The organism is Arthrobacter sp. SPG23, assembly GCF_000876655.1.
GTDB lineage: Bacteria > Actinomycetota > Actinomycetes > Actinomycetales > Micrococcaceae > Arthrobacter.
In genome coordinates, this window is sequence record NZ_JYCN01000025.1 from 186,490 (window position 1) to 211,570 (window position 25,081).

General features: G+C 66.8%; 22 protein-coding genes and 1 pseudogene. 10 read left to right on the forward strand and 13 right to left on the reverse strand.

Annotation, left to right across the window (positions count from 1 at the left end; all coding sequences use genetic code 11):
* The first annotated feature begins 52 nt into the window (after positions 1–52).
* Positions 53–1,486 (forward strand): TrkH family potassium uptake protein, encoded by a 1,434-nt coding sequence (locus TV39_RS16905; protein ID WP_043483720.1) that lies wholly within the window; start codon positions 53–55, stop codon positions 1,484–1,486.
* Between the two features lie 40 nt (positions 1,487–1,526).
* Positions 1,527–2,165: a potassium channel family protein gene (locus TV39_RS16910; RefSeq protein WP_198011609.1), complete on the forward strand. Its 639-nt coding sequence runs from the start codon at positions 1,527–1,529 to the stop codon at positions 2,163–2,165.
* Between the two features lie 50 nt (positions 2,166–2,215).
* Here TV39_RS16910 and proC read toward each other — a convergent pair whose 3' ends face one another.
* The 9 genes from proC to TV39_RS16955 all read right to left on the reverse strand — a co-directional run bounded on the left by proC (position 2,216) and on the right by TV39_RS16955 (position 12,652).
* A complete protein-coding gene (gene proC / locus TV39_RS16915; RefSeq protein WP_043483722.1) occupies positions 2,216–3,049 on the reverse strand; it encodes a pyrroline-5-carboxylate reductase in 834 nt (277 codons plus the stop codon).
* Between the two features lie 527 nt (positions 3,050–3,576).
* Positions 3,577–4,893, reverse strand: a complete 1,317-nt coding sequence (locus TV39_RS16920) for an RNA polymerase sigma factor (protein ID WP_043483723.1) — start codon at positions 4,891–4,893, stop codon at positions 3,577–3,579.
* Between the two features lie 18 nt (positions 4,894–4,911).
* Complete coding sequence (locus TV39_RS16925; protein ID WP_043483726.1) at positions 4,912–5,253, reverse strand: YciI family protein; 342 nt, start codon at positions 5,251–5,253, stop codon at positions 4,912–4,914.
* Between the two features lie 114 nt (positions 5,254–5,367).
* On the reverse strand, positions 5,368–6,204 hold the full coding sequence (locus TV39_RS16930) for a sugar phosphate isomerase/epimerase family protein (protein ID WP_043483730.1): 837 nt from the start codon (positions 6,202–6,204) through the stop codon (positions 5,368–5,370).
* Between the two features lies 1 nt (position 6,205).
* On the reverse strand, positions 6,206–7,240 hold the full coding sequence (locus TV39_RS16935; RefSeq protein ID WP_043483734.1) for a Ppx/GppA phosphatase family protein: 1,035 nt from the start codon (positions 7,238–7,240) through the stop codon (positions 6,206–6,208).
* Between the two features lie 80 nt (positions 7,241–7,320).
* On the reverse strand, positions 7,321–7,794 hold the full coding sequence (locus tag TV39_RS16940; protein WP_043483737.1) for an SseB family protein: 474 nt from the start codon (positions 7,792–7,794) through the stop codon (positions 7,321–7,323).
* A 119-nt stretch (positions 7,795–7,913) separates the two neighbouring features.
* Positions 7,914–9,038 carry an endonuclease domain-containing protein gene (locus tag TV39_RS16945; protein ID WP_235347426.1) on the reverse strand — a complete coding sequence of 375 codons (1,125 nt, stop codon included), beginning with the start codon at positions 9,036–9,038 and terminating at the stop codon, positions 7,914–7,916.
* 135 nt (positions 9,039–9,173) lie between these two features.
* Positions 9,174–11,909: a type I DNA topoisomerase gene (gene topA, locus TV39_RS16950; RefSeq protein WP_043483740.1), complete on the reverse strand. Its 2,736-nt coding sequence runs from the start codon at positions 11,907–11,909 to the stop codon at positions 9,174–9,176.
* Positions 11,910–12,016: 107 nt separating this feature from the next.
* On the reverse strand, positions 12,017–12,652 hold the full coding sequence (locus tag TV39_RS16955; protein ID WP_043483743.1) for an ArsR/SmtB family transcription factor: 636 nt from the start codon (positions 12,650–12,652) through the stop codon (positions 12,017–12,019).
* Between the two features lie 190 nt (positions 12,653–12,842).
* Between TV39_RS16955 and TV39_RS22635 the strand changes: the two are divergent.
* Positions 12,843–14,003, forward strand: a pseudogene (locus TV39_RS22635) (MFS transporter); the annotation flags it as partial.
* 57 nt (positions 14,004–14,060) lie between these two features.
* On the opposite strand, the gene TV39_RS16960 reads toward TV39_RS22635, so the two are convergent.
* Positions 14,061–15,728, reverse strand: a complete 1,668-nt coding sequence (locus tag TV39_RS16960) for a DUF7059 domain-containing protein (RefSeq protein ID WP_043483746.1) — start codon at positions 15,726–15,728, stop codon at positions 14,061–14,063.
* Between the two features lie 117 nt (positions 15,729–15,845).
* Between TV39_RS16960 and TV39_RS16965 the strand changes: the two genes are divergently transcribed.
* From TV39_RS16965 to TV39_RS16985, 5 genes are all read left to right on the forward strand, one after another.
* Positions 15,846–17,027, forward strand: coding sequence for an NYN domain-containing protein (locus TV39_RS16965; RefSeq protein ID WP_043483938.1), 1,182 nt, complete (start codon positions 15,846–15,848; stop codon positions 17,025–17,027).
* 88 nt (positions 17,028–17,115) lie between these two features.
* The gene (locus TV39_RS16970) at positions 17,116–17,577 is read left to right on the forward strand and encodes a hypothetical protein (protein ID WP_043483749.1); all 462 of its coding nucleotides are present in this window, start codon (positions 17,116–17,118) and stop codon (positions 17,575–17,577) included.
* 44 nt (positions 17,578–17,621) lie between these two features.
* Positions 17,622–18,509: a hypothetical protein gene (locus TV39_RS16975; protein WP_144406450.1), complete on the forward strand. Its 888-nt coding sequence runs from the start codon at positions 17,622–17,624 to the stop codon at positions 18,507–18,509.
* Positions 18,509–19,075 (forward strand): hypothetical protein, encoded by a 567-nt coding sequence (locus TV39_RS16980; protein WP_043483755.1) that lies wholly within the window; start codon positions 18,509–18,511, stop codon positions 19,073–19,075. The genes TV39_RS16975 and TV39_RS16980 overlap by 1 nt, the downstream gene beginning before the upstream one ends.
* 73 nt (positions 19,076–19,148) lie before the next feature.
* A complete protein-coding gene (locus TV39_RS16985; protein ID WP_043483758.1) occupies positions 19,149–19,688 on the forward strand; it encodes a hypothetical protein in 540 nt (179 codons plus the stop codon).
* 17 nt (positions 19,689–19,705) lie between these two features.
* On the opposite strand, the gene trhO is transcribed toward TV39_RS16985, so the two are convergent.
* The gene (gene trhO, locus TV39_RS16990) at positions 19,706–20,599 is read right to left on the reverse strand and encodes an oxygen-dependent tRNA uridine(34) hydroxylase TrhO (protein ID WP_043483760.1); all 894 of its coding nucleotides are present in this window, start codon (positions 20,597–20,599) and stop codon (positions 19,706–19,708) included.
* Positions 20,600–20,751: 152 nt separating this feature from the next.
* Here trhO and TV39_RS16995 point away from each other — a divergent pair, with 152 nt between their 5' ends.
* Both TV39_RS16995 and TV39_RS17000 read left to right on the forward strand, forming a co-directional pair.
* The gene (locus tag TV39_RS16995) at positions 20,752–21,444 is read left to right on the forward strand and encodes a GNAT family N-acetyltransferase (RefSeq protein ID WP_043483762.1); all 693 of its coding nucleotides are present in this window, start codon (positions 20,752–20,754) and stop codon (positions 21,442–21,444) included.
* Between the two features lie 128 nt (positions 21,445–21,572).
* The gene (locus tag TV39_RS17000; protein WP_043483763.1) at positions 21,573–24,002 is read left to right on the forward strand and encodes a DEAD/DEAH box helicase; all 2,430 of its coding nucleotides are present in this window, start codon (positions 21,573–21,575) and stop codon (positions 24,000–24,002) included.
* A 75-nt stretch (positions 24,003–24,077) separates the two neighbouring features.
* Here the strand turns inward: TV39_RS17000 and TV39_RS17005 are convergent, their stop codons facing one another.
* Together TV39_RS17005 and TV39_RS17010 are read right to left on the reverse strand one after the other, a co-directional pair.
* Entirely contained in the window at positions 24,078–24,455 is a 378-nt protein-coding gene (locus tag TV39_RS17005; RefSeq protein WP_043483940.1) for an Rv3654c family TadE-like protein, read from the reverse strand.
* A gap of 59 nt (positions 24,456–24,514) precedes the next feature.
* Complete coding sequence (locus tag TV39_RS17010) at positions 24,515–25,063, reverse strand: TadE family type IV pilus minor pilin (RefSeq protein ID WP_442853507.1); 549 nt, start codon at positions 25,061–25,063, stop codon at positions 24,515–24,517.
* Between the last annotated feature and the right edge of the window lie 18 nt (positions 25,064–25,081).

Sequence of the window (25,081 nt, forward strand, 5' to 3'; positions counted from 1 at the left end):
ATATAGTGGTTTACTACTGAAGGAAGCAGTTTCAACCGAGGAAAAGCCGCACATGACGCAAAGCCAGCCGAGGTCCAAGAGCCCGGCTAACTGGCACCCCGGCATGCCGGAGCGTGAGGGCCTGTGGATCTTCACGGGTATCCGCGACTTTATCGACAACATCGCCAACACGTCGCCGGCGCGGCTGGCGCTGACAGCGTTCGGTGTTGTCATCCTTTTATTCACGGGGCTGCTGTCCATGCCGGCGTCGTCCGCCACCGGCGACTTCACGCCGCTGCACCAGGCCCTGTTCACTGCGGTGTCCGCCGTCTGCGTCACGGGCCTCACCGTGGTGTCCACCGCTGTGCACTGGTCCTTTTTCGGCCAGCTGGTGATCCTGGTCGGTATTTTCGTCGGCGGCCTGGGCACTCTGACCCTGGCCTCGCTGCTTGCGCTTATGGTCAGCAAGAAGCTCGGCGTGCGCGGCAAGCTCATTGCCCAGGAAGCCATGAACAACGCAGGGCGCCTTGGCGAAGTGGGCACCCTGCTGCGGATCGTCATCACCACGTCCGTGATCATCGAAGGCTGCCTTGCACTGGCCCTCGTTCCCCGCTTCCTCTTGCTGGGCGAAAGCTTCGGCCAGTCGGTGTGGCACGGCGTCTTCTACGCGATCTCGGCTTTCAACAACGCCGGTTTCACACCGCACTCGGACGGCATCGTCCCGTATGAGACGGACCTGTGGATCCTTGTCCCGCTGATGCTCGGCGTCTTCCTGGGCAGCCTTGGCTTTCCCGTGGTGATGGTGCTGCAGCAGAACGGGCTGAACTGGAAGAAGTGGAACCTCCACACCAAGCTGACCATCCAGGTGTCCTTCATCCTCCTGGCGGCGGGAACAGTGCTGTGGGGTCTGATGGAGTGGGAAAACATGCGGACCATCGGTTCCATGGACGTCGGCGACAAGATCGCGCATTCCCTCTTCGCCTCCGTGATGACCCGGTCCGGCGGCTTCAACCTGGTGGACCAGAACCACATGGAATCCACCACCATGCTCCTCACTGACGCCCTCATGTTCGCGGGCGGCGGTTCAGCCTCCACTGCCGGCGGCATCAAGGTGACCACCATCGCCGTCATGTTCCTGGCCATCGCGGCGGAGGCCCGCGGCGACGCGGATGTGAAAGTCTACGGCCGCACCATTCCACAGGGAACCATGCGGGTGGCCATCTCGGTGATCGTCGCAGGCGCAACCCTGGTGTCCGTTTCGGCCTTTATGCTCCTGCACATCAGCGGGGCGCCCCTCGACCGGGTGCTGTTCGAGACCATTTCCGCCTTCGCCACCGTGGGCCTCAGCACCAACCTCAGTGCCGAACTGCCGCCGTCGGGCGTTTATGTCCTGACCGCGCTGATGTTCGCCGGCCGCGTGGGAACCGTGACCCTTGCCGCTGCCCTGGCGCTGCGCCAGCGCAGCCAGCTGTACCACTACCCGGAAGAGAGGCCCATCATTGGCTAATCCCTCAGGCGCTGTCAACCGCCCCGCCCACAATGCCCCCGTGCTGGTGATCGGGCTGGGCCGCTTTGGCTCGTCCACCGCCGAACAGCTGGTCAAGCAGGGCCGCGAGGTCCTGGCGATCGAACGCGACCGCAACCTGGTGCAGAAATGGGCTCCCGTGCTCACGCACGTCGTCGAAGCCGACGCCACCAACATCGACGCGCTCCGGCAGCTCGGGGCGCAGGAGTTCAGCTCCGCGGTGGTGGGGGTGGGTACGTCCATCGAATCCTCGGTGCTGATCACCGTGAACCTGGTGGACCTCGGCATCGAACACCTCTGGGTCAAGGCGATCACGCCCTCGCACGGCAAGATCCTCACCAGGATCGGCGCCAACCACGTGATCTACCCCGAGGCCGACGCCGGTGTCCGCGCCGCGCACCTGGTCTCCGGCCGCATGCTGGACTTCATCGAGTTCGACGACGACTTCGCGATCGTCAAGATGTACCCGCCGCGCGAAACTGTGGGCTTCACCCTGGACGAGTCCAAGGTCCGGTCCAAGTACGGCGTGACCATTGTCGGCGTGAAGTCGCCGGGCGAAGACTTCACCTATGCCCGGCCCGAAACCAAGGTTTCCTCCCGGGACATGCTGATCGTGTCCGGCCACGTGGACCTGCTGGAACGGTTCGCCGCCCGCCCGTAACCTGGCGGGCCGCTACCCAGCGGGCGGTAAGCCAGCGGGCCGTCAGGCCCTTAGCCCAGTTGCTTCGTGATTTCGGCTGCGCGGGCCGCCGCGGCGCGGGCGCCGTCGGCGATGATCGCGGGCAGGCCCCGTTCATCGAACGTTGCAATGGCGCGTTCGGTGGTGCCGTTCGGGCTGGTCACGGCCTTGCGCAGGGCGGTGGGGTCCGCTCCGGGTTCGGCCAGCATCAGGCCGCCTCCGGCAACCGTTTCCCGTGCCAGCAGCAGCGACAACTCGGGATCCAGACCGAGCTCGACGCCGGCGGCAGCCATCGCCTCCGCCAGGTAGAACACGTACGCCGGACCGGATCCACTGATGGCGGACAGCGCATCCACCTGTTCTTCGGGCACCTCCACCACGGTCCCGGCACCCTTGAGGATGTCCTTGGCCAACTGCAGCTGTTCGGCCGAGCAGTTCGCTCCCGGCGAGACGGACACGACGCCGCGGCCCAGCTTGGCGGGCGTGTTCGGCATGGTGCGGATCACCGGTTGACCGGCCGGCAGCGCGGCTTCCAGTTGCGCGATGGATACAGCGGCGGCAACGCTGATAACGATGGTTTTCGGGGACAGCGAATCGCTGATTTCCCGCGCGAGGTCTGCAATGCCTACGGGCTTGACGCCAAGAATCACGACGTCGGATCCGGTGGCCGCCTGCTTGTTGTTTTCCGGCTCCTCTTCTCCGGCGATGGCCGTGATGCCGGGGTGGCGCTGGGCAAGTTCTGCAGCACGCTCCGCGCGCCGGACAGTGGCCACCACGTCCGCCGGGTCCGTTCCGGCCTCCAGCATGCCGCTCATGACGGCCTCGTTCATGGATCCACAGCCAAGGAATGCGATTCGGTTGCTCATTGGTCCATCATTGCAGTTCGGCGCGCGTTGTCGCATCCGGCGGCCGCCGTGCCAGTGCGCAACGCGCCCTCCAGCGGAGCCGTGGCCGCGGACGGGGAACAGCCCCGGCCCCATTCACAGCTGGCTCACATGTTCGCCGCAGCTTCCTCACAAGCTCGGCCCCTAACGTAGTTATTACCTCATTGAGGGTGCGAGTGATGAGGCAAGCATGGGGATGTTTGCCCGGCACCGGTGGTCTGCAGCAGGTTTCCCCCATTTTCCTGCGAGGCCGCCGGTGCTTTCTCTTTTAAGTCGCCGCCAGCTTAAGTCCCCGCCGGGGCACGTATTGCCAGCCAACGCACAGGGAAATTCCCCGAAACACCCATAGTCCGTCTGTAGCTTGGAAAGTGCTTCACAGGTGCGAGTGATAACAGCCGGTTCTTCGGAACCGGCGCGGCGCCGGGCGGCTGCGGAAGGGTTCCCCCAATTCCTTCGGCAGGACCGCCCGGCGTTTTCTCGTTAACTCGGTTTCTCGTTAACTCGGCCGGCTAGTCCGCCGCCGGCAGCTCAAGCAGCCGGCCTTTCAGGAACCGGCGCTCAGCCGCGTTGCCTGCCAGCCCAAGGGCCTCCCGGTATTCCTCCCCGGCTTCCGGATAGCGGCCCAGGCGCCGGAGCAGATCAGCCCGCACGGAGTGGAACACCCCGTAGCCTCCCAACTCAAGTTCGTCCACCAGGCTGAGGGCTGCCTCGGGGCCGTGCACCTCGGCAACGGCCACCGCCCGGTTGAGCGCAACCACGGGCCCGGGCGACGCCTGCAGGAGCTGGTCGTACAGCCGCAGGATCTGTTCCCAGTCCGTTTCCGTGGCCGACGGGGAATCGCTGTGGACCGCGTTGATGGCGGCCTGGAGCTGGTACGGTCCCGGCCGGTTCCGGCGAAGGCACTGGCGCACAATGGACTGGCCCTCGAGGATCAGGTCCGTGTCCCAGAGCTGTCTGTCCTGGTCCGCCAACAGCACCAGACCGCCGTCGGGCGTCATTCTGGCTGCGTGCCGCGACTCAATCAGCAGCATCAGCGCCAGAAGCCCTTGGGCTTCGGGTTCATCCGGCATCAGCGTCACCAGGAGCCGGGCAAGCCGGACGGCCTCCGAACAGAGATCGTCCCGGACCAGTGCCTCGCCTGAGCTCGCGCTGTAGCCCTCGTTGAAGATGAGGTAGACGACGGCGAGCACGGCCGCCAGCCGCTCCGGCAGCTCGGCGCCGCGGGGCACGCGGTAGGGAATCCGGGCGTCCCGTATTTTGGCCTTGGCCCGGACCAGCCGCTGTGCCATGGTCTTTTCCGACACCATGAAGGCGCGGGCTATTTCCGCCGTACTCAGCCCGCCCAGGAGGCGGAGCGTCAGTGCCACACGGGCCGGGGTTCCCAAGGCGGGGTGGCAGCAGGTGAAGATGAGCCGCAGCGTGTCATCGCGCATCCCGTCCTCCTCCCCCGGCTCATCCATCAACAGGTCCTCGGGCGCCGCGCCCGAAGCGTCCCCGGTCCGGTAGCCAAGGATGGCGGCCTGGGCATATTTGTCGTTGCGGGCGGCATCCCGCCGGAGCCGGTCGATGGCCCGGTTGCGCGCAGTGGTGATAATCCATCCGGCCGGGCTGGGCGGGACGCCGGTGGACGGCCAGCGGTGCACCGCCGCCGTGAAAGCGTCCTGGACCGCATCCTCGGCGAGGTCAATGCTGCCGAAGACCCGGACCAGGACCGCCACGGCGCGGCCGTACTCCCGGCGGAAGATCCGGGCCATCTCGCCGGTGGAATCCCCCGAAACGGCCCCCTCCGCAGCGGGCACCCCTGAAGCGGAACCGCGCCCCGTCATCCGGCCGTCTCCGAACACCTAGTGCAGGAACGGTCGGACTTCGACCGGCAACGTCACGATCTCCGCCAGCCGGCGGGCCCAGCCCAGGGCGGCGTCGAGGTCGTCCACGTCGATGACGGTGAAGCCGCCCAGGTGCTCCTTGCCTTCGGTGAAGGGCCCGTCCGTGATGAGCACGTCGTGTCCCTGCGGCCGCAGGACGGTGGCGGTATCCGCGGGATGGAGTCCGGCGGCAAACACCCAGGCGCCGGCCGCCTTCATCTCCTGGTTAAGGCCTTCCAGGCCGCGCATGATGGGCTCCAGGAACTCCGGATCCGGCACGGGACCGTCAGGCTGGTAGATGCTGAGCAGGTACTGTGACATTTGGCTTTCCTCCTTGAGGATTGGGCCGGCCCGGTGCCGGCCTCTCACCTTCTATACGAACGGCTCCCGCCCGTATCGACACCCTCCGCCGCGTCCGTTCCGCGGAACATCCTGCTACGCCTCCCGTGCCCCGACCAGCGGGTGGCTCAGGTGCTGGCGCGCGAACTTTAGGGTTTCGTTAAGCCACAGTTCGCGCTCCCCCGCGAACTTCGCCCTCCGGGTGGAGATTTCCGCCACCACCACGCCGTCGAACCCGCTGCCGGCCAGGTGCTGCAGCGCTTCCGCGCAGCCCTGGTTGCCGCGGCCGGGAATCAGGTGCTCGTCCCGTCCGGAACCGGTGCCGTCCGTGAGGTGGATGTGCCTGAGCTTGCTGCCGAGGGCCTTGATCGCCTCAACGCTGTTGGCTCCCGCAGTGGCGGCGTGCGAGAAGTCCCACGTGACGTCGTCGTAATCCTGGCCCAACGGGTCCCAGTGCGGCAGGTAGGCTACCGTCTCCCGGCCCCGCACGCGCCAAGGGTACATGTTTTCGACGGCGATCCGCACCTGGTACATGTCGGCGAGCTGGCGAATGCCGGCCGGGAAGTTCTCCGCGTAGTTGTTCTGCCAGCGGAACGGCGGATGCACCACCACGGTGCCGCAGCCCACCTCGCGGGCCATCCGGCACGACATTTCGATCTTGTTCCAGGCCGATCCCCAGACCTTCTGGGTCAGCAGCAGCGTGGGCGCATGAATGGAGACGATCGGCTGGCGGTAGCGGTGGCTGAGCTCCAGCAGGGAGTGCGGGCTCTGGCTGGTGGTGTTGTTGGTGACCATCACCTCCACGCCGTCAAAACCAAGGTCCTGCGCCACAGCGAAGGCATCGTGCACGCTCAGGGGGTAGACGGAGGCGCTGGACAGCGCCACCGGGATCACGCGGTTTTCTTCTGGCAAACGTTCGACGTCGGCGCTCATCTCAGTCATCCCTCCCGCCGGCGTCGGTGGTTGAGCCTGTGCCTGTGCCGGCGAGCGTGGCCGCGACCGGAGGCAGCAGCGCCTGGTGTGCCGGTTCCAAGGGGCCTTCAAAGATCAGCTGGTCCAGCCTGCGGAGGATCAGTCCTTCGCGAAGCGCCCAGGGACAGATCTTGACCTTCTTGAATTCGAAAAGTTCCAGGGCCGCCTCGGCCACGAGTGCTCCCGCGAGGAGCTGGTTGGCGCGGGCCTCGGAGACACCGGGCAGGTGCAGCCGGTCTTCGGTCTTCATGGCTGAAATCCTCTGCGCCCAGATGCCAAGATCCGTGGCGCCCAGTTCGCGCTTGACGTACGGCCCGGCCCCGCTCGGGGCCGCCCCGGCTATCCGGGCCAGCGAACGGAAGGTCTTGGACGTTCCCGCCACCACGTTGGCCCTGCCAAGCTCGTTGAAACTTCGAACCGCAGGTTTGAGGGTTGCCCGGATATAGCGCCGGAGCTCCTTGACGCTCTTCGCGGTGGGCGGGTCCTCGTGCAGCCAGTCCCGGGTGAGGCGGCTCGCGCCCAGCGGTACGGACGTGGCCAGCTCAGGGAGCTCGTCCTGGCCCAATGCCATTTCGAAGGAGCCGCCGCCGATGTCAAGGTTCAGGATGGGTCCGGCGCCCCAGCCGTACCAGCGCCGGACGGCAAAGAACGTCATGGATGCTTCTTCGCTGCCGGTGAGTTCCTGGAGCGTCACGGTGGTTTCGTGCTTGACCCGGGCCAGCACCGCGGGCCCGTTGGTGGCTTCGCGGATGGCCGAGGTGCAAAAGGCCAGCAGGTCCTGGGCCTTGTGTTTGGCCGCGAACTCCCACGCTTCCAGGACGAATTCGATGAGTTCGTGCTGGCCGGCGTCGTTGATGTTTCCCTCGGCATCGAGGAACTGCACCAGGGAGAGCGGGCGTTTATGCGAAGCGAAAGGAACCGGCCGCGCGCCGGGGTGCGCGTCGACCAGGAGCAGATGGACAGTGTTTGAACCGATGTCGAGGACGCCTAGACGCATTCTGCCATTATTCACCGATGGCAAGCCGCCGGCGCAACTGCGTCGGCGGCTTGCCGGTTCGAGTCGGAATGACGCCGGAGTTACTCGGCTGCCGCGGCGCCGGAACCCTCTGCGGGCTGGTCCGCGGGCTGGTCCGCGGGCTGGTCGGCACGCTTGAAGTCGCGCCGGATGTTGGCCACGCCTTCGGGATCGATTTCGAAGCCGAAGGCGCTGCCGGGGTTGATCACCATGCCGAGCTCATCACCGAGGTTGCCGATGATGGCGGCTCCCTGGGTGCCCAGGACGTTGGGGGCGGCGTCGAGGAACTGCTGGTCCACCCGGCTCGGGTGTGAGAACACGGCCAGCACGGGCTTGCCTTCGGCGTTGGACAGCACCAGGGGTTCCACCTGGGCGTCCTCGCCCTCAAGCGCGTCGGAGCTGATGATGTAGACCTCGTTGTTGAGGAAGGACAGGATGACGTCCACCGGGTTGGCATCCGGCTGGTCACCTGTGGCGAGCTTCTCTTCGAGGTCGTTCAGTGGCTGGATTTCCGCGGGTGCAGGCTGTTCAGTCATGTCTCTACTCGACCACGTTTGCCGGGCGGGGCGCAATTCCTCCTTGCCGGGATCCGACTTCGCTGCTGCGGGCCGGGGGCTGGGTGCCGGCACGGAGCCCCCGGTCCGCACCCGCGATCTCAGCCACTCAGGAGCCGGAGCAGGCGCACTTTCAGGCTCCGCTCGTCGAACAGGTCCTTCCAGCCGATGCGCAGGATCCGCCACCCGAGTTCGGTCAACAGCTTCTCCCGCTCACGCTCTTCGTAAATCACCTGCGCCGTCGGTTTGTAGTCGAAGTACTTTGACTTTCCATCGAATTCCAGGGCGGCCCGAAGATCCGGCCACGCAAAGTCGAATCGGTAGGTGCCGCGGACTGTTTGAACCGGAAACTGAAGCACAGGCGCGGGGAACCTCAGCCGCGCAATGACGTCCCTCGTCAGTGACTCGCCGGGCGACTCTGACAGAGGGTTGGCAAATGCCAGTGCCCTGCGAAAGCCGGCAACACCCCGGACTCCTGTCAGTTCGGCGCAGGCCGATTCAAGTCGCTGTTTCTCGCATCCGATCCGCAGCCCATGATCGAGGAGGATCAGGGCCTGCCGGTAGTTGAGCATCAGGGCGCAGTCCAGCACGGTCCGGTGCAAGCAAGTCACGGGCAGGCCATCTATCTCTAGGCGGTCGCCGGGCAGAAGAGGACTCGAATGGGCCCTGACGTCGGCGGCGTGCGAGCCCCGGGCGGCATGGTACGGAATGGTTACGTGTATCAGGTTGTCGGCTCGCCACAGATACAGCCGATGCAGGCGCGCTGCGGACGTGTGGCTGAACGTCAGCCCGTCAGCCGAGGCCGGCAGGGTCCGCTTGCTGTACGCGGCAAGTCGGGCCCGCTCCCTGTCGCCGTCCGAGAGGCCATTCCAGAAACTTCCGCGGGCCATGACGCCCGTGCGGACCCTGACAAGGGAGCCTGCCCGGAGGTGTTCATTGATTCGCCGCTTGCTGAGCCCCTGCGCAAGTAGCTCGTCAGTGCGCCACATGATTTCGCCTTTGGGGAGCGGAAATGCGGCGACGGCGTGATCAGGCGCCAGGGAAAGAGACACTGCGCGGCTGGAGCCGGAAGGTGGACCCGTCACCTCCGGCATGGGAGGCACTATGACGGCCGCGGGTGAGTTCCGCGAGACCCGGCCATCCGCCTGCGAGGTCACGATTTCGGCCCAGATGTCAGCGAGCGGATCCGTTGCTTCATGCGGGCGGGTGTTTGCCTGACTGGTCATTCCATCAGCTTCCACCGGCGGCGGACAGCTTGAAAGCGCCCGCCCGGGCCATGTGGAAAACTGCCGGACGCGGGTGCGGGCCGGGGGCTGCGTTCGGTAACGCAGCCCCCGGCCCGCACCCGCGGTCTCGAAGGACTACTTCTTAGCGACAGCTTTCTTCTTCGCCGGGGCCTTGCGCGCTGCCGGACGCTTGGCCGGGCCCTTGGCGCGCTTCTCCGCCAGGAGTTCCACAGCCTGTTCGCGCGTCAGTTCCTCGAGCGAGGTGGAGCGCGGGACAGTGATGTTGGTGATGCCGTCGGTGATGTACGGGCCGAAGCGGCCTTCCTTCACCACGATGTTCTTCTCCGAAACGGGGTCCGGTCCGAACTCGGCCAGCGGCGGGACGGCCGCACGGGCACCGCGCTGCTTGGGCTGGGAGTAGATCTCCAGAGCTTGCTCCAGCGTGATCGTGAAGATTTCCTCTTCGGAGCCGATGGAACGCGAGTCCGTGCCCTTCTTCAGGTACGGGCCGAAGCGGCCGTTCTGCACGGTGATGACGTTGCCTTCGGCGTCCTCGCCGAGCGCGCGCGGCAGGCTCATCAGCTGCAGCGCCTCGTCGAGGCTGACCGAGTCCACGCTCATCGAGGCGAACAGCGAACCGGTGCGCGGCTTGGCCTTGACAGGCTTCTTCGGCGGCTTGGGCTTGCCGTTCTTGTAGTACTCCACGGGCTGGTTGGCCAGCTGCTCGTCCGTCATTTCCGGAATGATTTCCGTGACGTAGGCACCGTAGCGGCCGTTCTTGGCCACGATCGTGTGGCCCGTGTGCGGGTCTTCGCCGAGGACACGTTCCTCCGGCGCCGCCGTCTCCATCAGCTCAAGGGCCTTGGCCGGGGTCAGCTCGTCCGGGGCCAGGTCCTCGGGGACGTTGGCGCGGGCGGACTCCACCACCTCGCCGGTCTTGGGATCGATCGTGGGGACCGAGCTCTCCAGGTACGGACCGAACTTGCCCACGCGCAGGGTAATGCCCTCGGCGATCGGCACGGAGTTGATTTCCTTGGCGTCGATTTCGCCAAGGTTGTTCACGATGCTCAACAGGCCGGGATCGGAATCTTCGCCGTAATAGAAGTGCTTGAGCCAGGCAGCGCCCACGGCCTGGCCGTTGGCGATCTTGTCCAGGTCGCCCTCCATGTCGGCCGTGAACTCGTAGTCCACGTAGTCATGGAAGTGCTGCTCGAGCAGCCGGATCACGGAGAAGGCGATCCAGCTGGGGACCAGCGCGGACCCCTGCTTACGCACGTAGCCGCGGTCCTGGATGGTGGAAATGGTGGAGGCGTAGGTGGACGGGCGTCCGATGCCCTTCTTTTCCAGCTCTGCCGTCAGGGAGGCTTCCGTGTAGCGCGGCGGCGGCGAGGTCTCATGGCCGACGGCGACGATCTCCGAGGCAGTGAGCGCATCGTCCTTGGCCACGTTGGGAAGCCGGCGTGCTTCCTCGGAGTCGTCGTCTCCGCGGCTCTCGTCCTTGCCTTCTTCGTAGGCGGCGAGGAAGCCGGGGAAGGTGATGACGGTGCCGGAAGCCGAGAACTCTGCATCGCGGCCGTCCGCGGCCACCGCGCCGAGGCGGATGGTGGCGGTGGAGCCCTTGGCATCGCCCATCTGGGAGGCAACGGTGCGCTTCCAGATGAGCTCATAGAGCCGGAATTCGTCACCCGAGAGTTGCTTGGCCACCTGCGCCGGGGTGCGGAAGGAGTCACCGGCGGGACGGATGGCTTCGTGGGCTTCCTGCGCGTTCGCTGCCTTTCCGGTGTAAACCCGGGGTGACTGCGGCACGTACTCGGGGCCGTAGAGCTCCGAGGCCTGGCGTCGGGCAGCCGTCACAGCTTCGTCGCTCAGTGCGGACGAGTCCGTACGCATATAGGTGATGTAGCCGTTTTCGTAGAGGCGCTGGGCCACCTGCATGGTGCTCTTGGAGGAGAACCGCAGCTTGCGGCCCGCCTCCTGCTGCAGGGTGGAGGTGGTGAACGGAGCGGCCGGACGGCGGGTGTACGGCTTGGTGTCGACGGAGCGGACACGGAATTCCGCGTTCTGCAGCCCCGCTGCCAGCGACGTGGCGAGTTCCTCATTCAGGTGCGTGACGTTGCGCGAGGTGAGTTCGCCGTCGTCGTTGAAGTCCCGGCCGCTGGCCACCTTGGCGCCGTCCACGGCGGCGAGCTTCGCCTTGAATGACGACGTAGCGCCGTTGCCTGCACCGAACTGGCCGGTGAGGTCCCAGTAGGACGCGGCCTTGAACGCCATGCGTTCGCGTTCGCGGTCCACCACCATGCGGGTGACCACGGACTGGACGCGGCCGGCGGACAGGCCCCGGGCCACCTTGCGCCACAGCACCGGGGAAATTTCGTAGCCGTAGAGGCGGTCCAGAACGCGTCGGGTTTCCTGGGCATCCACGAGGTCCTGGTCGACATCGCGCAGGTTGCCCATGGCGCGCTGGATGGCTTCCTTGGTGATTTCGCCGAACGTCATCCGGTACACGGGGACCTTGGGCTTGAGCACTTCCAGCAGGTGCCACGCGATGGCTTCGCCTTCGCGGTCCCCATCGGTTGCGAGATAGAGGGCGTCAGCGTCCTTGAGCGCAGCCTTGAGCTCAGTCACCTTCTTCTTCTTGTCCGGGGACACCACGTAGTACGGCTTGAAGTCGTGTTCGATGTCGACGGCGAACTTGCCGATGGAGGTTTTCTTGAGTTCGGCGGGGAGCTCGGACGGCTGCGGCAGATCACGGATGTGACCGATGGAGGCCTCAACGATGAAGCCCTCGCCCAGGTACTTGGCGATGGTCTTGCTCTTGGCCGGAGACTCCACAATCACGAGTTTCTTGCCGGTTTTGGCCTTACTTGGCACGGTGCTCCTACAGAAAAAGGTTGGCTCGGGCAGATGGGCCCATACTCGCCTAGTTCACCATATTTTGGAGGATGATGCGCATTCATGTGGAAAACGGGTGCCGTGCATCACTTACGATCGTCCGGAATCAGGGACCACATTGTGGCCATGCGTTCCGCACCCTCGGGGACCTGGTCCGGATCCTCAAGCTCGTATTCCTTGAGCAGCCCGAACACCTTCGCAGTCAGCTCCGACTGCTGCGCCGGGGTCAGGTACAGCAGGGTGCTGGACAGCACCACCACCCCGGGCGCCTCGGTCGATTCGTTGTTTTTCCTGCGCTCGTCGCGGACCCCGGCGTACGCGTCGACCCTGCGCCGGAAGGCGTCCAGCTCGAGGTCCAGAACGGCGAACTCGGGACTGGCCACGCCGCCGCCTGAGTTAATGGTGAAGTCCGTCCCGGCGGCACGCCATCGACGTTCCCGCGCGTCTCCCGCTGTGGCGGCCGGCTCCACGATGCCCCACTTCTGCAGGGCCCGCAGGTGATAGCTCATGGCACTCGGCGTCAGGCCCGTCTGCGTGGCAAGCTCCGTGGCCGTCCGGCTGACCTGTGTGGAATACAGTTCCGAGATCACTTCCAGGCGTGCCGCGTGGGCAAGCGCGCGGATGGCCTTGGGATCGGTGATCTCCACCTTCTTCTCCGGCCGCATCCTGCGTTTGGCAGCCTCTGGCGCGGCCGGCTCCGGCTCCGGAGTTTCTGCGTTCACGTCCCCATTCTATCGGCCATCCGGCAACTCTGAAAGAAACGCTTGACATCCGCGCCAGCCGGGGAGTAGTTTCGCGGACATGGGGGACACGGCCAGGCCATCGCCTGCCTTATTACAAGTAAATCCAGCACTCTGGCGAAACCGGGATTTCCTGTTAGCCAGCAGCGCCCGCTTCATGGCTGCCGCCGGTATGGGTGCAGTTGTGGTCAGCGTGATGTTGCATCTGCAGGCCGCCGCGGCGGCCGGCACGATTGCCTTTGCCGGTTCCTGGGTGGTGGCCGCCTACCTTCTGTGTTCCGCCTTGCCGCTGGTGGTCCTTGCCCCGTGGGCCGGGAGGCTGGCGGACACGCGCGATTCCCGGACGCTCGCGACGGCGGCTTCCGCTGGAAGTGCCGCCGCCGTGGCGGGCATGGGCCTGAGCATGCACTTCCTGGATAACTATTTTCCCGCGCTCTTCCTGCTGACTCTTGTGCTGAACGCCTGCCAGGCGGTGGCCGGACCAACGTTCCAGGCCCTGTTGCCCCGGATCGTCGGTGAAGAGCGCACACCCCGCGCTGTCGGGACCATGCAGGCAACAATCATGATCGCCGGAATGGCCGGACCCGCGGCGGGTGGCCTGCTGAGTGGCTGGGGCGGCTCAATACTGGTGTTTTCCGTGGCGAGCGCCTGCTACGTCCTGATGGGGGCGGGCGCCTTCCTGATCCGCACCCGGAGGGGCACTGCCGCCGAGCGTGCCGGCCGGAAGCAGCCTGCCCTGATGGACGGGCTCCGCCTCATCCGGCGGGACAGCCTCGTCTGGGCACTGGTCCTCGGCGCACTGTTCTTCATTGCCGTGGGAGAGGCAACCAACGTCCTCGAAGTGTTCCTCGTTCGCGGCGAAATGGGCGCCTCCGAAACGCAGTACGGCCTGCTCGTTGCCGCTTTTGCTTTGGGAATGGCGGCCGGAGCCGCCCTCGCCGGCCTGATCAAAACACCCCGGGCGCGGCTCCGCATCCTGCTGGGATCAATGGCGCTGACGTCCGCAGTGCTCGCAGTCATCGGGCTGGTACCCACCGTGGACATCATGTTCGTCGCCTACACCGGGATGGGTGTTTCCTGCGGCGTCCTCAACGCCTGTTTCGGGGCCATCGTGATCCTCCGGATGCCCGAGGAAGGCCGCGGCCAGGCGATGTCCATGATCGGAGGCCTGACCCGCGCCATCACCATTGCCGCATTGGCCTTCGGCGGACTGCTGGGGGCCTTGCTGCCCGTCCGGACGGGCTTTCTGCTGATCGGCGGCACCGGCGCGGTGGTGTCCCTGGCCATCGCCATCACCGTGCTGTGGCGCTTCGGCTCAGGAGACGGCCCGGAGGACCCTGCCCGCCCGCACGCGGGCCGGGGTGCTGCAGCCGAGCCTGCCGTTGCCGGGTCAGGCCGGGAGGAGGAACCCGTCGCGGACCAGGTTCCGGACTTCGGCGAGGAGACCGTCCCGGAACGCCTGGCCGTCGAATCCGTCGCCCCCGCCCAGCAGCGCGTCCAGGGCACCGATGATCTGCCCGGCGGACAGATCGCCGTCGCACGCTGACACGAAACCGGCCAGCTCGGTGCTCAGCAGGTTGGTGCGCCGGAGCCCCGCGCCCTGGCGCAACAGGATCACGCCGGGATGTTCCGCCCCCGGGCGCTGGTGGCGCTCCTCCGTGACGTCCTCGGCCACAAGCAGGTGGGCGGCGGCCAGATCGTTGGCCGCCAGCCAGTCGGCCCGCTCCACCGCTGCTCCCAGGTGCGGGCCGATGGGCTGCTCGATCGGATAGGTGATCTCCTCGAACCGGCTGATGACCGGCCGGGCGCCGGCAGCGGGCCGCCGAAGGAAGATCATGCCGAATCCGATCCCCGCCACGTTTCGCGAGGCAAAGTCGTCCAGGTAGGCGGCGTAGGCGTCCTGGTAGTGCCGGCGGTCGCGGGACTCGGAGGCGTCCTGCAGCCACGTTTCGGCGTATTGTTCCGGCCCCACCAGTTCGCGCTGGATGAACCAGGCATCCACGTCCGTTCCGGCCCAGCTTTGCGGCCTTTCCTGCCATGACGTTCCCGCGGCGACCTCCCAGTTACCCAATAGTTGGGCTGTTCCGGCCGGGGCAAGGACGGATGGCAGGTCCCGGACCAATGACGCAACAATGTCGTCGCCGGGAAGGCCGCCGTCACGGTAGGTGAACTGGTCCGCCGCGGCCTCCCCCGGGCTCCGCGGCGTGATGACGAACGGCGGGTTGGACACCACCAGGTCAAAGGTCTCCCCTGCCAGGGGTTCCAGCAGCGAGCCCAGGCGCAGGCTCACGCGGTCCTCCGGCCGGGCCGGGTCGACACGGAGCGCTTCGGCGTTCAGGAGCAGGTTGAACCGGGTAAAGGCAAGCGCCCTGGCGGAGATGTCCGTGGCTGTCACGTGGTCCGAATGCTGCAACAGGTGGAAGGTCTGGATGCCGCAGCCGGTACCCAGGTCCAGTGCTTTCGACACATGCCGGCGGATCGTGGTCTGCACCAGAGTGGTGGAGGCCTGCCCGATTCCCAGCACGTGGTCGTGGCGCAGAACGCCGGGCTGCTGGTGCGCCGCGAGGTCGCTGGCCACCCACAGGTCGGTGCCCCCGCTACTGTCCGCACCTGCCTCGTCCGCGTCTGTTGCGGTGTCGCCGCCCCAGCCGTAAGGCCGCAGATCCGCCTTCGCCCTGACGGTTCCCCACGCAGGATCCGCGCCGTCTTCCGCCGCCGTGGAAGGTTCCACGAGTCCCAGCGTGAGGAGGCCCTCGGTACGGATCCCCGGGAGGGCGGCGTCGAGCACTTCGGCGCGCTGTGGCACCGCCAGCAGCCACAGGCGTACGACGGCGGCAAGCGCCGCCGCGTCCGGGTCACCCTTGGCGGCTTTTTCGGTGGCGATCAAGGAGGGGATGATCTGGTCACGGCTGAGGGCGGAATAGGCGGAGTCGCCGAGGAGCCCGGCCACTCCATCCACGGTGAACCCGACGCCGCGCAGGTCCGCGGCGAGGGCGGCCAGCAGCTCCGGGAGGTCGCTGCGGGGGGCGTCGGAGGTGTTGCCGGCCGTGAAGTCCATAGCTGTTTCAGTCACTGTGCAAGTCTATGGTTCGGGGCTGCGCCCTTCAGGCCGGGTTCGCCCCGTTCCGCGCCGCCCGGGGCGGGATTGTCGGCAGTACCACCTATGCTTCTGAGCATGAGCCGCAAAAGTGTGATCTTCGTTGACGCAGGTTTCCTTCTGGCAACGGGCGGGCTGCGGGTCACCGGGAACTCGCTGCGCTCTGCCTTTTCCGTCCAGTACAAGAGCCTGGTGGACGGTATCCAGGAATTTGTCAGCGAGCGCGACAGCCGGGATCTGCTGAGGATGTACTGGTATGACGCCGCCAAGGACGGCGTGTTCAGCGACGAACACAAGCGGATCGGCCTGCTGCCGGGGGTGAAGGTTCGGCTGGGGCGCATGTCCTACAACGGCGAGCAAAAAGGCGTGGACCTTAAGCTCGGGCTGGACCTCGTGGGGGTGGCGCGGAACCGGTCGGCCGATGTCGCCTACCTTCTCTCCGGCGACGACGACCTCGCCGAGGCGGTGGAAGCGGCGCAGGACCTCGGTATGAAGGTGGTGCTGCTGGGGATCGAGAACCAGGGCCACCGGCTGGGGGTTACCGCGGTGGCGGAGCATCTGGCGTTGCAGGTTGACGATATCGCCACGCTTCCGCAGACGCTCCTGGACCGTTGCTTTGCGAAGTCGGCGCCGGTGGCTGAGCTTGCCGCCTTCGCCGCCGTTTCCTCCGAAACCGGGCCTGCTGAAGTCAGTATTTCCGGCAACGGTGCGGCCCACGTTCCCGGCACGCGGCCTGTTCCCGGGCCGGGTGTTTTTCCCGCCCGGGGTGCCGACGCGGCTACCGCGGCAGGTTCTGCGGCGGGGTCCGTTTCTGAGGCTGCCGGATCTCCCGTTCCTGCAGAGCCCGCAGCTGCCGCCGCCGCCGCTGCCGCCCCGGCGGGATCATCCGGCAGGCCGGTGCCGACGCCTGGCCCCCGGCGGGTGCAGCAGGACCTGCGTCCGGTGCCGGCAGCCGGCGTTGTGCGCCGGGAACCGGTGTATTCCACCGCCACCGGAGCACCCCCCGCGCAAAGCCCCTGGTTCGATCTGGTGGAAAGCGCCGAAGCAGTGGCTGTGAGTCTTGCGGACAACTGGCACGGGAGCGTCAGCCAGCGGGAACTCAACGAACTCCTCGCCGAGCGTCCGCTGCTGCCGCCGACGATTGACCGGGTCCTGATCAAGGACTGTGCCGCGAAGATCGGCGAAGCGAAGACGGACCTCCAGGACATCCGGAAGGCCATCCGTGCGGCGTTCTGGCGCCGCCTCGATGAGCTTGTGTAAGAACAGCACCGCGAGAACGTGCTGCGGCGGCCCCTGCCGGGACCGCCCGCGGGACCGGGCCGCCCTTTTCAGCGGGTAAGTTGGAGGTATGCTTTCACGTTCTTCCGGGCCGCAACGACTGCCTGCACTGAGGCGCATCGTCGGCGCGGCGTCCGTGGGCGCCTGCCTTGTGGTGGCCGCCTCGGCGTGCTCATCTGCGGTTTCCATCGAGAATGCCGACGTCCCGGCCTGGAAGGCCACCGCGCTGCCGACGGCCAGCGGAACGGTGCTCGAGGATGCCGGTAAGATCCTCAACCGCGAGCCGCTGGTCAAGGACGCGGCCGACGTTCCGGCCGGCGTGTACACCCTCACCATGACGTGCGACGGCGGCGGCAAGGCCTTCTTCACCGTCACGGCCGGCGGCACGAAGCTCGCCGAGGCCGGGGCCGCCTGCAACGGCAGCCGGGAGAGCGCCAAAATAACCGTGCCCGCCGCCGGCGCCGTGCAGGTCAGCGCCTCCAGCGTGGATGCTCCGCTGATTTACGCCTATCATCTGGCCGCCGGCAGCTAGCTCTGTGACTTGCACCGTCTGCGGAGGTGCGTATGCTCAGGGACATGTCAGCTCTCTGGGGGAAGCGGATGAAGGGCGTCGCCGCAGTTGTGCCGGCTCTGGGCCTGCTCGCGGCGTCGCTGGGCGGCTGTGAATACGCGGACGACGGCGGTCCGCCGGGCGTTGCTGCGTCGGCGCCGCCGTCGAACGCCGGCCCGGGACACCCGGACTCCGGGGTTGCATCGAACTCTCCCGCGGTTCCACCTGAACAGGCCAACGACGAACAGATGAGGCGGCTTCTGGGTCCGCCGGGAACCGATGAGCTTCCATACCTCACCGCAACAGGGGCAGCGGCCGCGTGGAGCGCCGATGTTCCGGCCGGCGACTATCTCCTGACGGCTGCGTGCGTTGCCGCGCAGTATGCAGAGCTCGAGGTACGCCTGGGCGGGGCCGACGCCGAGGAGTCAAACATCCTCTGCCATACACGGCGGGTCATGCGCCTCACCCACCAGGGCGGCCTGATCACGGCAAGGGTGGCGGCCGCCGCCGACCCGCACTTCGGCGCCAGCGGCGTCCGGCTGGAACCATACCCTGAAGTACCGGGTTCATCGGCGGGTCCGGCCAACGGCTGGGCCGCGGAACAACTCGGTCCGGAGCAACCCGGAGAGGTGCGGGGCTATCCGGTGCCGGGCCAGTGGCATCGTTCCGGGCCGGTTGAGTCTCCCGGAACACTGACCCTCACCTTTGTCTGCGAAGGCACTGGCGCCGTCGAGATAACGGTATTCAAACCCAACGGTGACGATCTGCACGCTGGCAGCGGCTTCACGTGCGGCAGGCCTTTTCCTGCGGATATTCCTGTGGGACCGGACGGCGTCCTGGTGAGGGTGGATGCCACCCATGATCCGGTCCGGGCTGCGTACAGCCTGCTGCCGTCCACTGGGGGCGGGCAGTAGTGGCGGTCCGGGCGCCAAAACGCGCGGTGTTCCTGGTGGCCGGCGCCGTGCTTGGTGCCCTCGTCGCCGCCAGCCTGGCCGGCTGCGAATACGCGAACGACGTCGGGCCGGAGCCGTCCCGCTCCGCTGGCGCGACGGGCAGCAGTGGCGCAAGCCCCTTGCCGCTGCCTTCCACGGATCCTGAACTTTTAGCGGAATTGGACCGCAACATGGCCGCCGTCGAACTGCTGCTGGCGGATGTCCCTGTGGGTGCGGGCGGGGCTGCCGGCGCCATCAGCGGGCACGGCGGAGCCGGAGGCGGACTGACGTACAAAGGCGTACTGACCGGGGCAGGCACGTATACCGTCACGGCCGTCTGCGTGGGGGCGGAGCAGGCGCAACTGGTAGTGACGTCCCGCGGATCCGCCCCGGGCTCCCACGGCATGGACGTGCCCTGCGGGCAACCGGTCACCCAGCAGGTTGAGTTGGGAACGGGCCCGGTAACCGCCTATATCGTGAGTCCGGACGAGGGCATAGTCTACAAAGCCGCAGTGGGGGCGGTTCGGATTCTGGAGCCCTCGCCCTGACGTCCGGCCGGGGCTGCCGCCGCGCGTCCGGCCGCCTCTGGTTTGGGGGTGGCGGCGGGCCTAGAGTCAGAGTATGCACACCGTGCAGGCACCAAGGGTGCCACGGCGTACGGCCGCGGCGGCCGCCGTCGTGCTTTCCGGTGTGCTGGCCGCTGGAGCGGCGCTGAGCGGTTGTGAGTACGTGTACGACGACGGCCGCGGGCCGCTGCCCACCGCGACGGCGCCGCCCTTCACCGACGCGGCGCTCCCGCAGGACCCGCGGCGGAACCTCCCCGTAACGGGCGCTGAACTGGATGCCTGGGTTGAGCGGGTGCTCCCGGAGACAGCCGGCCAGGTCTTCCACACGGGTTTCGGCCTGCTCAAGGCGGGCACCACACGCCAGGAAAGCACCGGGCAGCTGCCCAGCGGCACGTACTCGCTGACGCTGGCCTGCAAGAGCCCTCGCAGGGTGTCATTCACGGTACGCAACGGGGAACTCTCCCTCGTGGACCTGAGCCTGCGGTGCGGAACGTCAAGGGTGAACGTGGTCCATGTGTCCAACGACGCCGTGCTCAGCGTGGAAGTGGCGGCCCAGTCGGCAGCGAACTTCGCCTACCGGATCAGCCGGATCTGAACACCGCGATGCCGAACTTATGCGGCGCAGCCTTCCGGGCAGCGGAGCGTCTCCGGGCTGGAGGCGCAATCCTGGCAGTAGAGCGTGAGCGTGCGGCAGCTCGGGTTGGAACAGTTCTCGAACTTGCTGGTGGGGGCCGAACAGCGGACACACTCGCCGATCGTCTTGGCTTCGTCGCTGAATTCCAGGTGCATGCGCTTGTCGAAGACGTACAGGGACCCTTCCCAGAGGCCCTGGTCCTTGAAGGTCTCGCCGTAGCGGACAATGCCGCCGTCGAGCTGGTAGACCTCCTTGAAGCCGCGGTTCACCATGAGGCTCGAAAGCACCTCGCAGCGGATCCCGCCGGTGCAGTAGGTGACCACCGGCTTGTCCTTGAGGGAGTCGTATTTGCCGGACTCGAGTTCCTTGATGAAGTCGTGCGTGGTGGCAACGTCGGGGACGATTGCGTCCTTGAACTTGCCGATCTGGGCTTCAAACGCGTTGCGTCCGTCGAAGAACACCACGTCCTCGCCGTTTTCCTTCTTGGCATCGACCAGCTGGTGGAGTTCCTCGGGCTTGAGATGGGTGCCTCCGCCCACCACTCCATTGGCGTCCACCTTGAGTTCGCCGGGGGCTCCGAAGGAAACGATCTCGTCCCGTACCTTGACGCTGAGCCGGGGGAAGTCCTCCGCTCCGCCGTCGGACCACTTGACGTCAATGCCGTGGAAGCCCTTGTATTCGCGGGTCGTCTTCACGTACTGCTTGACGGCTTTCAGCTCGCCGCCGACTGTCGCGTTGATGCCGTCCTTGGAGATGAGGATGCGACCGGTAAGGCCCAGCTTTTCGCAGAGGGCGCGCTGCCACAGGCGCACGGCATCGGGGTCGGCGATCGGAGTAAAGCCGTAAAAGAGCACAATTCGGTTCAAAGCCACGTATTTAAGGGTACTTGCTGACCGAAAGCGGCTGAAACGCTGAATCGGGGGCCTTGGCCTCTACCAGCGGCTCCGATCACAATTCAATAGCAAGCCTGCTTCCCGGGCCATACCCCCTGTTGCTTGGGGCAGGGCTGGAATACTCTCATCACATGAGCCCAGACGCCATGGTTGAAGACATCACCCGCCTCGTGGAAATCTGGGTGACCGGATGGGCCGGTTGCCGAGGCTACGAGACGCGAACGGAAGGCCGCTTCCCGGCCGCGCTGCGCGCGGACACCACCAAGGAATGGGAATATTTCGCCCACGATCCCTCCGATACCGAATTCGCCGAGCTGGCTGCGAAGACGGCGGAAGCGCCGGCCAGGATCCTCACCGTGCTCACCAACGACGTCGCGCGGTACACCTATCTGGCCCAGCAACATGGCCTGAACGTCACCTCCGCCTCGCAGACCATGATGATCGTGGACATGGAGACGCAGGACTCCGAAGATCCGTGGCTCTCCGATGACGACCTGCAGCTCACCACGTCCAAGGACGACGGCGTCCACCATGCAGTGGTGCGCGCCGGCGAATCCGTGGCTGCGAGCGGCCGCGTGTTCGTGGTGGGACACACGGCCGTGTTCGACAAGATTGTCACCGAACCGGCCTATCAGCGGCGCGGGCTGGGGAGTTTCATCATGAAGGCTTTGGCGGCGCAGGCGTTCGAGCACGATGTGGAAAACGGCCTGCTGCTGGCCTCCCTGGACGGCCAGAAGCTGTACTCGCACCTGGGTTGGACAACCCTGTGCCACGTGCTGATGCTGTCCTCGTCAGACGAAGGCGCCGACCTTTCCGTCGGCTGACACCGCTCCCTCCGGCGGAAACACGCTTCGGCCGACGCCGTTGGTTGGACCGGTTCGCCACGCCGGAGTTGTTGGAGCCCGGGCTGCCAGAGGCCGGGCGATTTGAGCCCGGATGAAACAATATTGAAGTGAACCCGCATGACTCCCTGATTCCGCTGCTGGGCCGTGGCCCGGACCCGGAGCAGCTGCGTCATGTCCGCACCATTCCCGCCCGGGAGGCCGTAAACGAGCCGTGGCCGGAATGGGCCCACCCCGATCTCATCAACGCCTACGGCTCCGTAGGCATCCATGAGCCGTACCGTCACCAGATCCAGGCGGCGAACCTTGCCCACGGCGGGGAACATGTGGTGATTGCCACCGGCACCGCCTCCGGTAAGTCGCTGGCGTATCAGCTGCCTGCGCTGGACGCGATCCACCGCTCGGAACTTCGGGTACTTTCGGAGCCGGGAAAGATCCACGACGACGGCGCCGTGGCCTTGTACCTCTCCCCCACCAAGGCGCTGGCCGCCGACCAGCTTGCCGCCGTCCGCTCGCTCAGGCTCCCGACTGTCAGGGCCGAAACGTACGACGGCGACACCGACCCGGCGTCACGGCGCTGGATCCGGGACCACGCAAACCTCATTCTGGCCAACCCCGATATGCTGCACTTCGGCATCCTGCCCAACCACGCCTGGTGGGCCAGCTTCTTCCGCCGGCTCAAATACGTGATCGTGGACGAAGCCCACAGCTACCGCGGCGTCTTCGGATCCCACGTGGCCAACCTGATGCGCCGGTTGCGGCGAATCTGCGCCTATTACAGCACCAGCACGTCCCAGCCTGGTCCGGTGTTCATCGCGGCATCGGCCACTGCGTCCGAGCCGGGAACGTCCTTCGGGAGGCTCATCGGTGCGCCGGTCCGGGCCGTGTCCGAGGATTCCTCACCGCACGGCTCCACCACCGTGGCTTTCTGGGAACCTGCCCTCACTGAACTACGCGGCGAGAACGGTGCCAAGGAACGCAGAACCGCCGTGGCCGAAACCGCTGACCTGCTGGCGAACCTGGTCTCCTCCCGGATCCGGACCATCGCGTTCATCAAGTCCCGGCGCGGGGCCGAGACCATCTCAGCGATCACCAAGCGGCTCCTGGACGAGGTGGATCCCAGCCTGCCCCAGCGTGTTGCCGCCTACCGTTCCGGCTACCTCCCCGAGGAGCGGCGGGCGCTGGAGAAGGCCCTGAGGTCAGGGGAACTCCTGGGCGTCTCCAGCACCTCCGCCCTTGAACTCGGCATCGACATCTCCGGGCTCGACGCCGTCCTGGTTGCCGGCTGGCCCGGCACCAGGGCTTCCCTCTTCCAGCAGATCGGCCGGGCGGGGCGCGCCGGCCAGGACGCCATCGCTGCTTTCGTGGCCAGCGATGACCCGCTGGACACCTACCTGGTGAACCACCCGGAAGCCATCTTTGACGTGTCCGTTGAGGCCACGGTGTTCGATCCCTCCAATCCCTATGTGCTGGGGCCGCACCTGTGTGCCGCCGCAGCTGAACTGCCGCTGGGTTACACGGAGCTTGATCTGTTCGGCCCCACCTCGGAGAAACTCCTCGACCAGCTCGTCGCCCAGGGTTACCTGCGCAAACGTCCCGCCGGCTGGTTCTGGACCCACCCGCAGAGCGCGGCGGCCATGGTGAACCTGAGGGCGGACGGCGGCGGGCCGGTAAGCATTGTCGACGCCGAGACGGGCTCACTGCTCGGCACCATGGACTCGCCGCAAACGCATTACCAGGCCCACACGGGCGCCGTGTACGTGCATCAGGGCGACAGCTATGTGGTGGAGGACCTGAACGAGGCGGACCACTGTGTGATGGTGCGCCGCGCCAACCCCGATTACTACACCACTGCCCGTGACGTGACCCAGATCGAAGTCCTGGAAACGCAGCGGACCGCCCAGTGGGGCGACGTCGCCGTGCACTTCGGGGACGTGAAGGTGACAACACAGGTGGTTTCCTTCCAGCGCAAGGCACTGATTTCGAATGAAATTCTGGGCGAGGAACCGCTGGAGCTGGGCGCCAGGGACCTGTTCACCAAGGCTGTCTGGTTTGTGGTGGACAACCGATCGCTGACGGGGGCGGGCTTGATCGAAGCCCAGTTCCCCGGCGCCCTGCACGCGGCCGAACACGCCGCCATCGGGCTGCTCCCGCTCGTCGCCTCCAGCGACCGCTGGGACATCGGCGGGGTATCCACCGCCATACACGCCGACACCGGGGTGCCCACGATCTTCGTGTACGACGGGCACCCCGGCGGCGCGGGCTTTGCCGAACGCGGCTTCGACAAGGCCAAGGTGTGGCTTTCCGCGACCCGTGACGCCATCGCGGCCTGCGAGTGCGACGCAGGCTGCCCGTCCTGTGTCCAGTCGCCCAAGTGCGGCAACAAGAACAACCCGCTGGACAAGGCGGCGGCGATCACCTTGATAGACGTACTTCTGAAGGACTCCACCGAGCAGCCCGCCGAGCAGCCGCATGCTGAACTGGCGACGGGTGCCCACGCCGAGGCTGCCCGGCCGGCGGAGCACGCCGCCCGGTTCTGAGCAGGGCTCTCATGGGTGACCGGTCAGCAGGGCTCTCATGGGTGCCCGGTCAGCAGGGCTCTCATGGGTGCCCGGTCACGGAGGAGGACCCGCCCGTGCGTGACCGGTGGCTGCGCCGACCATGCTTCGGTTCAGGAGCTCCGTTCGGACCTCCACGGTGTCATTTCCCCCTTCCGAGCAACTGGTTATCTTCGCACCTTGCCGGCCCGCAACATCGGCCGCAACGGAGCACGGCACGCCCTGGCTGATCCCCCGCAACGCGTCGGCTGCCGCCAGCGCGGCGAGGTCGGCGGCCGACGCCGCCCTGGACGCCATTACGGCGGACTGGGCCAGGAGCAGCACTAGCGCCATGGCTACAATCACCACTAGTCCGAGCCCGGCGGCAAGGACCGTTCCGGATCCACGTTCATTGGTCCGCCCCCGCTCGCCGGCCTCCGGTCCGCGCGCTGCCACATGCCGTGGTGCCGCAATTCCCGGTTCCGGATAGCCCGGTTTTCGGTGCCGCGGCGGCTTCACGAGGCCGCGGCTTCCGGACGCCGTTCCCACGCCTGTCCGGCTCGTGCCGGTGCGGGCCAGGCCTCCGCCGGCGGGACACCTGCGGACTCGGCGGTTTGGCTCCGGGCAGTCTCGCTCCGGGCCAGGGCCCGGGCTGACAGTGCCCACGGCACGACGGACCCGACGGGACCGGAGACCCTGTCTGAAACCGTGACACTGAGCCATTCACCCTCAGCCACGACCACCGATGACGCCGAGGCCCCGGCGAGGTGCCGGACGATCCCTTCCACGGCTCCGGGGTCTTCCCCGCGCGCCAGTGCCCTCGCCCCGGCCCGTGCCGCTTCTTCGAGCCGCAGCTGGGTAATCCCGGCCCCCGATCCCGCGAGCAGGAGTGCAAGGAGAAGGAGGACCGCCGGCAACGCCACCGCGAATTCCGCGGTGACAGCTCCACGGTCCTTCCCCGAACCGTTGGGACCCGGACCTCGCAATCCCGCGCCCGGCAACCGCAAACCGCTGGACCCGGACCAGCTGTGTCCCCGACCGCCGGGCTCCTTCATCGCCGGCATCCGCTGCCGGCGCACCGC

What these genes read in the sequence shown, in the direction of transcription:
- TV39_RS16945 (WP_235347426.1), bottom strand. Translation starts at nt 9,038, where the DNA reads ATGACCAGTCAGGCAAACACCCGCCCGCATGAAGCAACGGATCCGCTC.
- TV39_RS16930 (WP_043483730.1), bottom strand. Translation starts at nt 6,204, where the DNA reads ATGAGCGCCGACGTCGAACGTTTGCCAGAAGAAAACCGCGTGATCCCG.
- TV39_RS16995 (WP_043483762.1), top strand. Translation starts at nt 20,752, where the DNA reads ATGAGCCCAGACGCCATGGTTGAAGACATCACCCGCCTCGTGGAAATC.
- TV39_RS16905 (WP_043483720.1), top strand. Translation starts at nt 53, where the DNA reads ATGACGCAAAGCCAGCCGAGGTCCAAGAGCCCGGCTAACTGGCACCCC.
- TV39_RS16940 (WP_043483737.1), bottom strand. Translation starts at nt 7,794, where the DNA reads ATGACTGAACAGCCTGCACCCGCGGAAATCCAGCCACTGAACGACCTC.
- TV39_RS16975 (WP_144406450.1), top strand. Translation starts at nt 17,622, where the DNA reads ATGTCAGCTCTCTGGGGGAAGCGGATGAAGGGCGTCGCCGCAGTTGTG.
- TV39_RS16970 (WP_043483749.1), top strand. Translation starts at nt 17,116, where the DNA reads ATGCTTTCACGTTCTTCCGGGCCGCAACGACTGCCTGCACTGAGGCGC.
- TV39_RS17010 (WP_442853507.1), bottom strand. Translation starts at nt 25,063, where the DNA reads ATGCCGGCGATGAAGGAGCCCGGCGGTCGGGGACACAGCTGGTCCGGG.
- proC (WP_043483722.1), bottom strand. Translation starts at nt 3,049, where the DNA reads ATGAGCAACCGAATCGCATTCCTTGGCTGTGGATCCATGAACGAGGCC.
- TV39_RS16985 (WP_043483758.1), top strand. Translation starts at nt 19,149, where the DNA reads ATGCACACCGTGCAGGCACCAAGGGTGCCACGGCGTACGGCCGCGGCG.
- TV39_RS16965 (WP_043483938.1), top strand. Translation starts at nt 15,846, where the DNA reads ATGAGCCGCAAAAGTGTGATCTTCGTTGACGCAGGTTTCCTTCTGGCA.
- TV39_RS16935 (WP_043483734.1), bottom strand. Translation starts at nt 7,240, where the DNA reads ATGCGTCTAGGCGTCCTCGACATCGGTTCAAACACTGTCCATCTGCTC.
- TV39_RS16920 (WP_043483723.1), bottom strand. Translation starts at nt 4,893, where the DNA reads ATGACGGGGCGCGGTTCCGCTTCAGGGGTGCCCGCTGCGGAGGGGGCC.
- TV39_RS16960 (WP_043483746.1), bottom strand. Translation starts at nt 15,728, where the DNA reads ATGGACTTCACGGCCGGCAACACCTCCGACGCCCCCCGCAGCGACCTC.
- TV39_RS16925 (WP_043483726.1), bottom strand. Translation starts at nt 5,253, where the DNA reads ATGTCACAGTACCTGCTCAGCATCTACCAGCCTGACGGTCCCGTGCCG.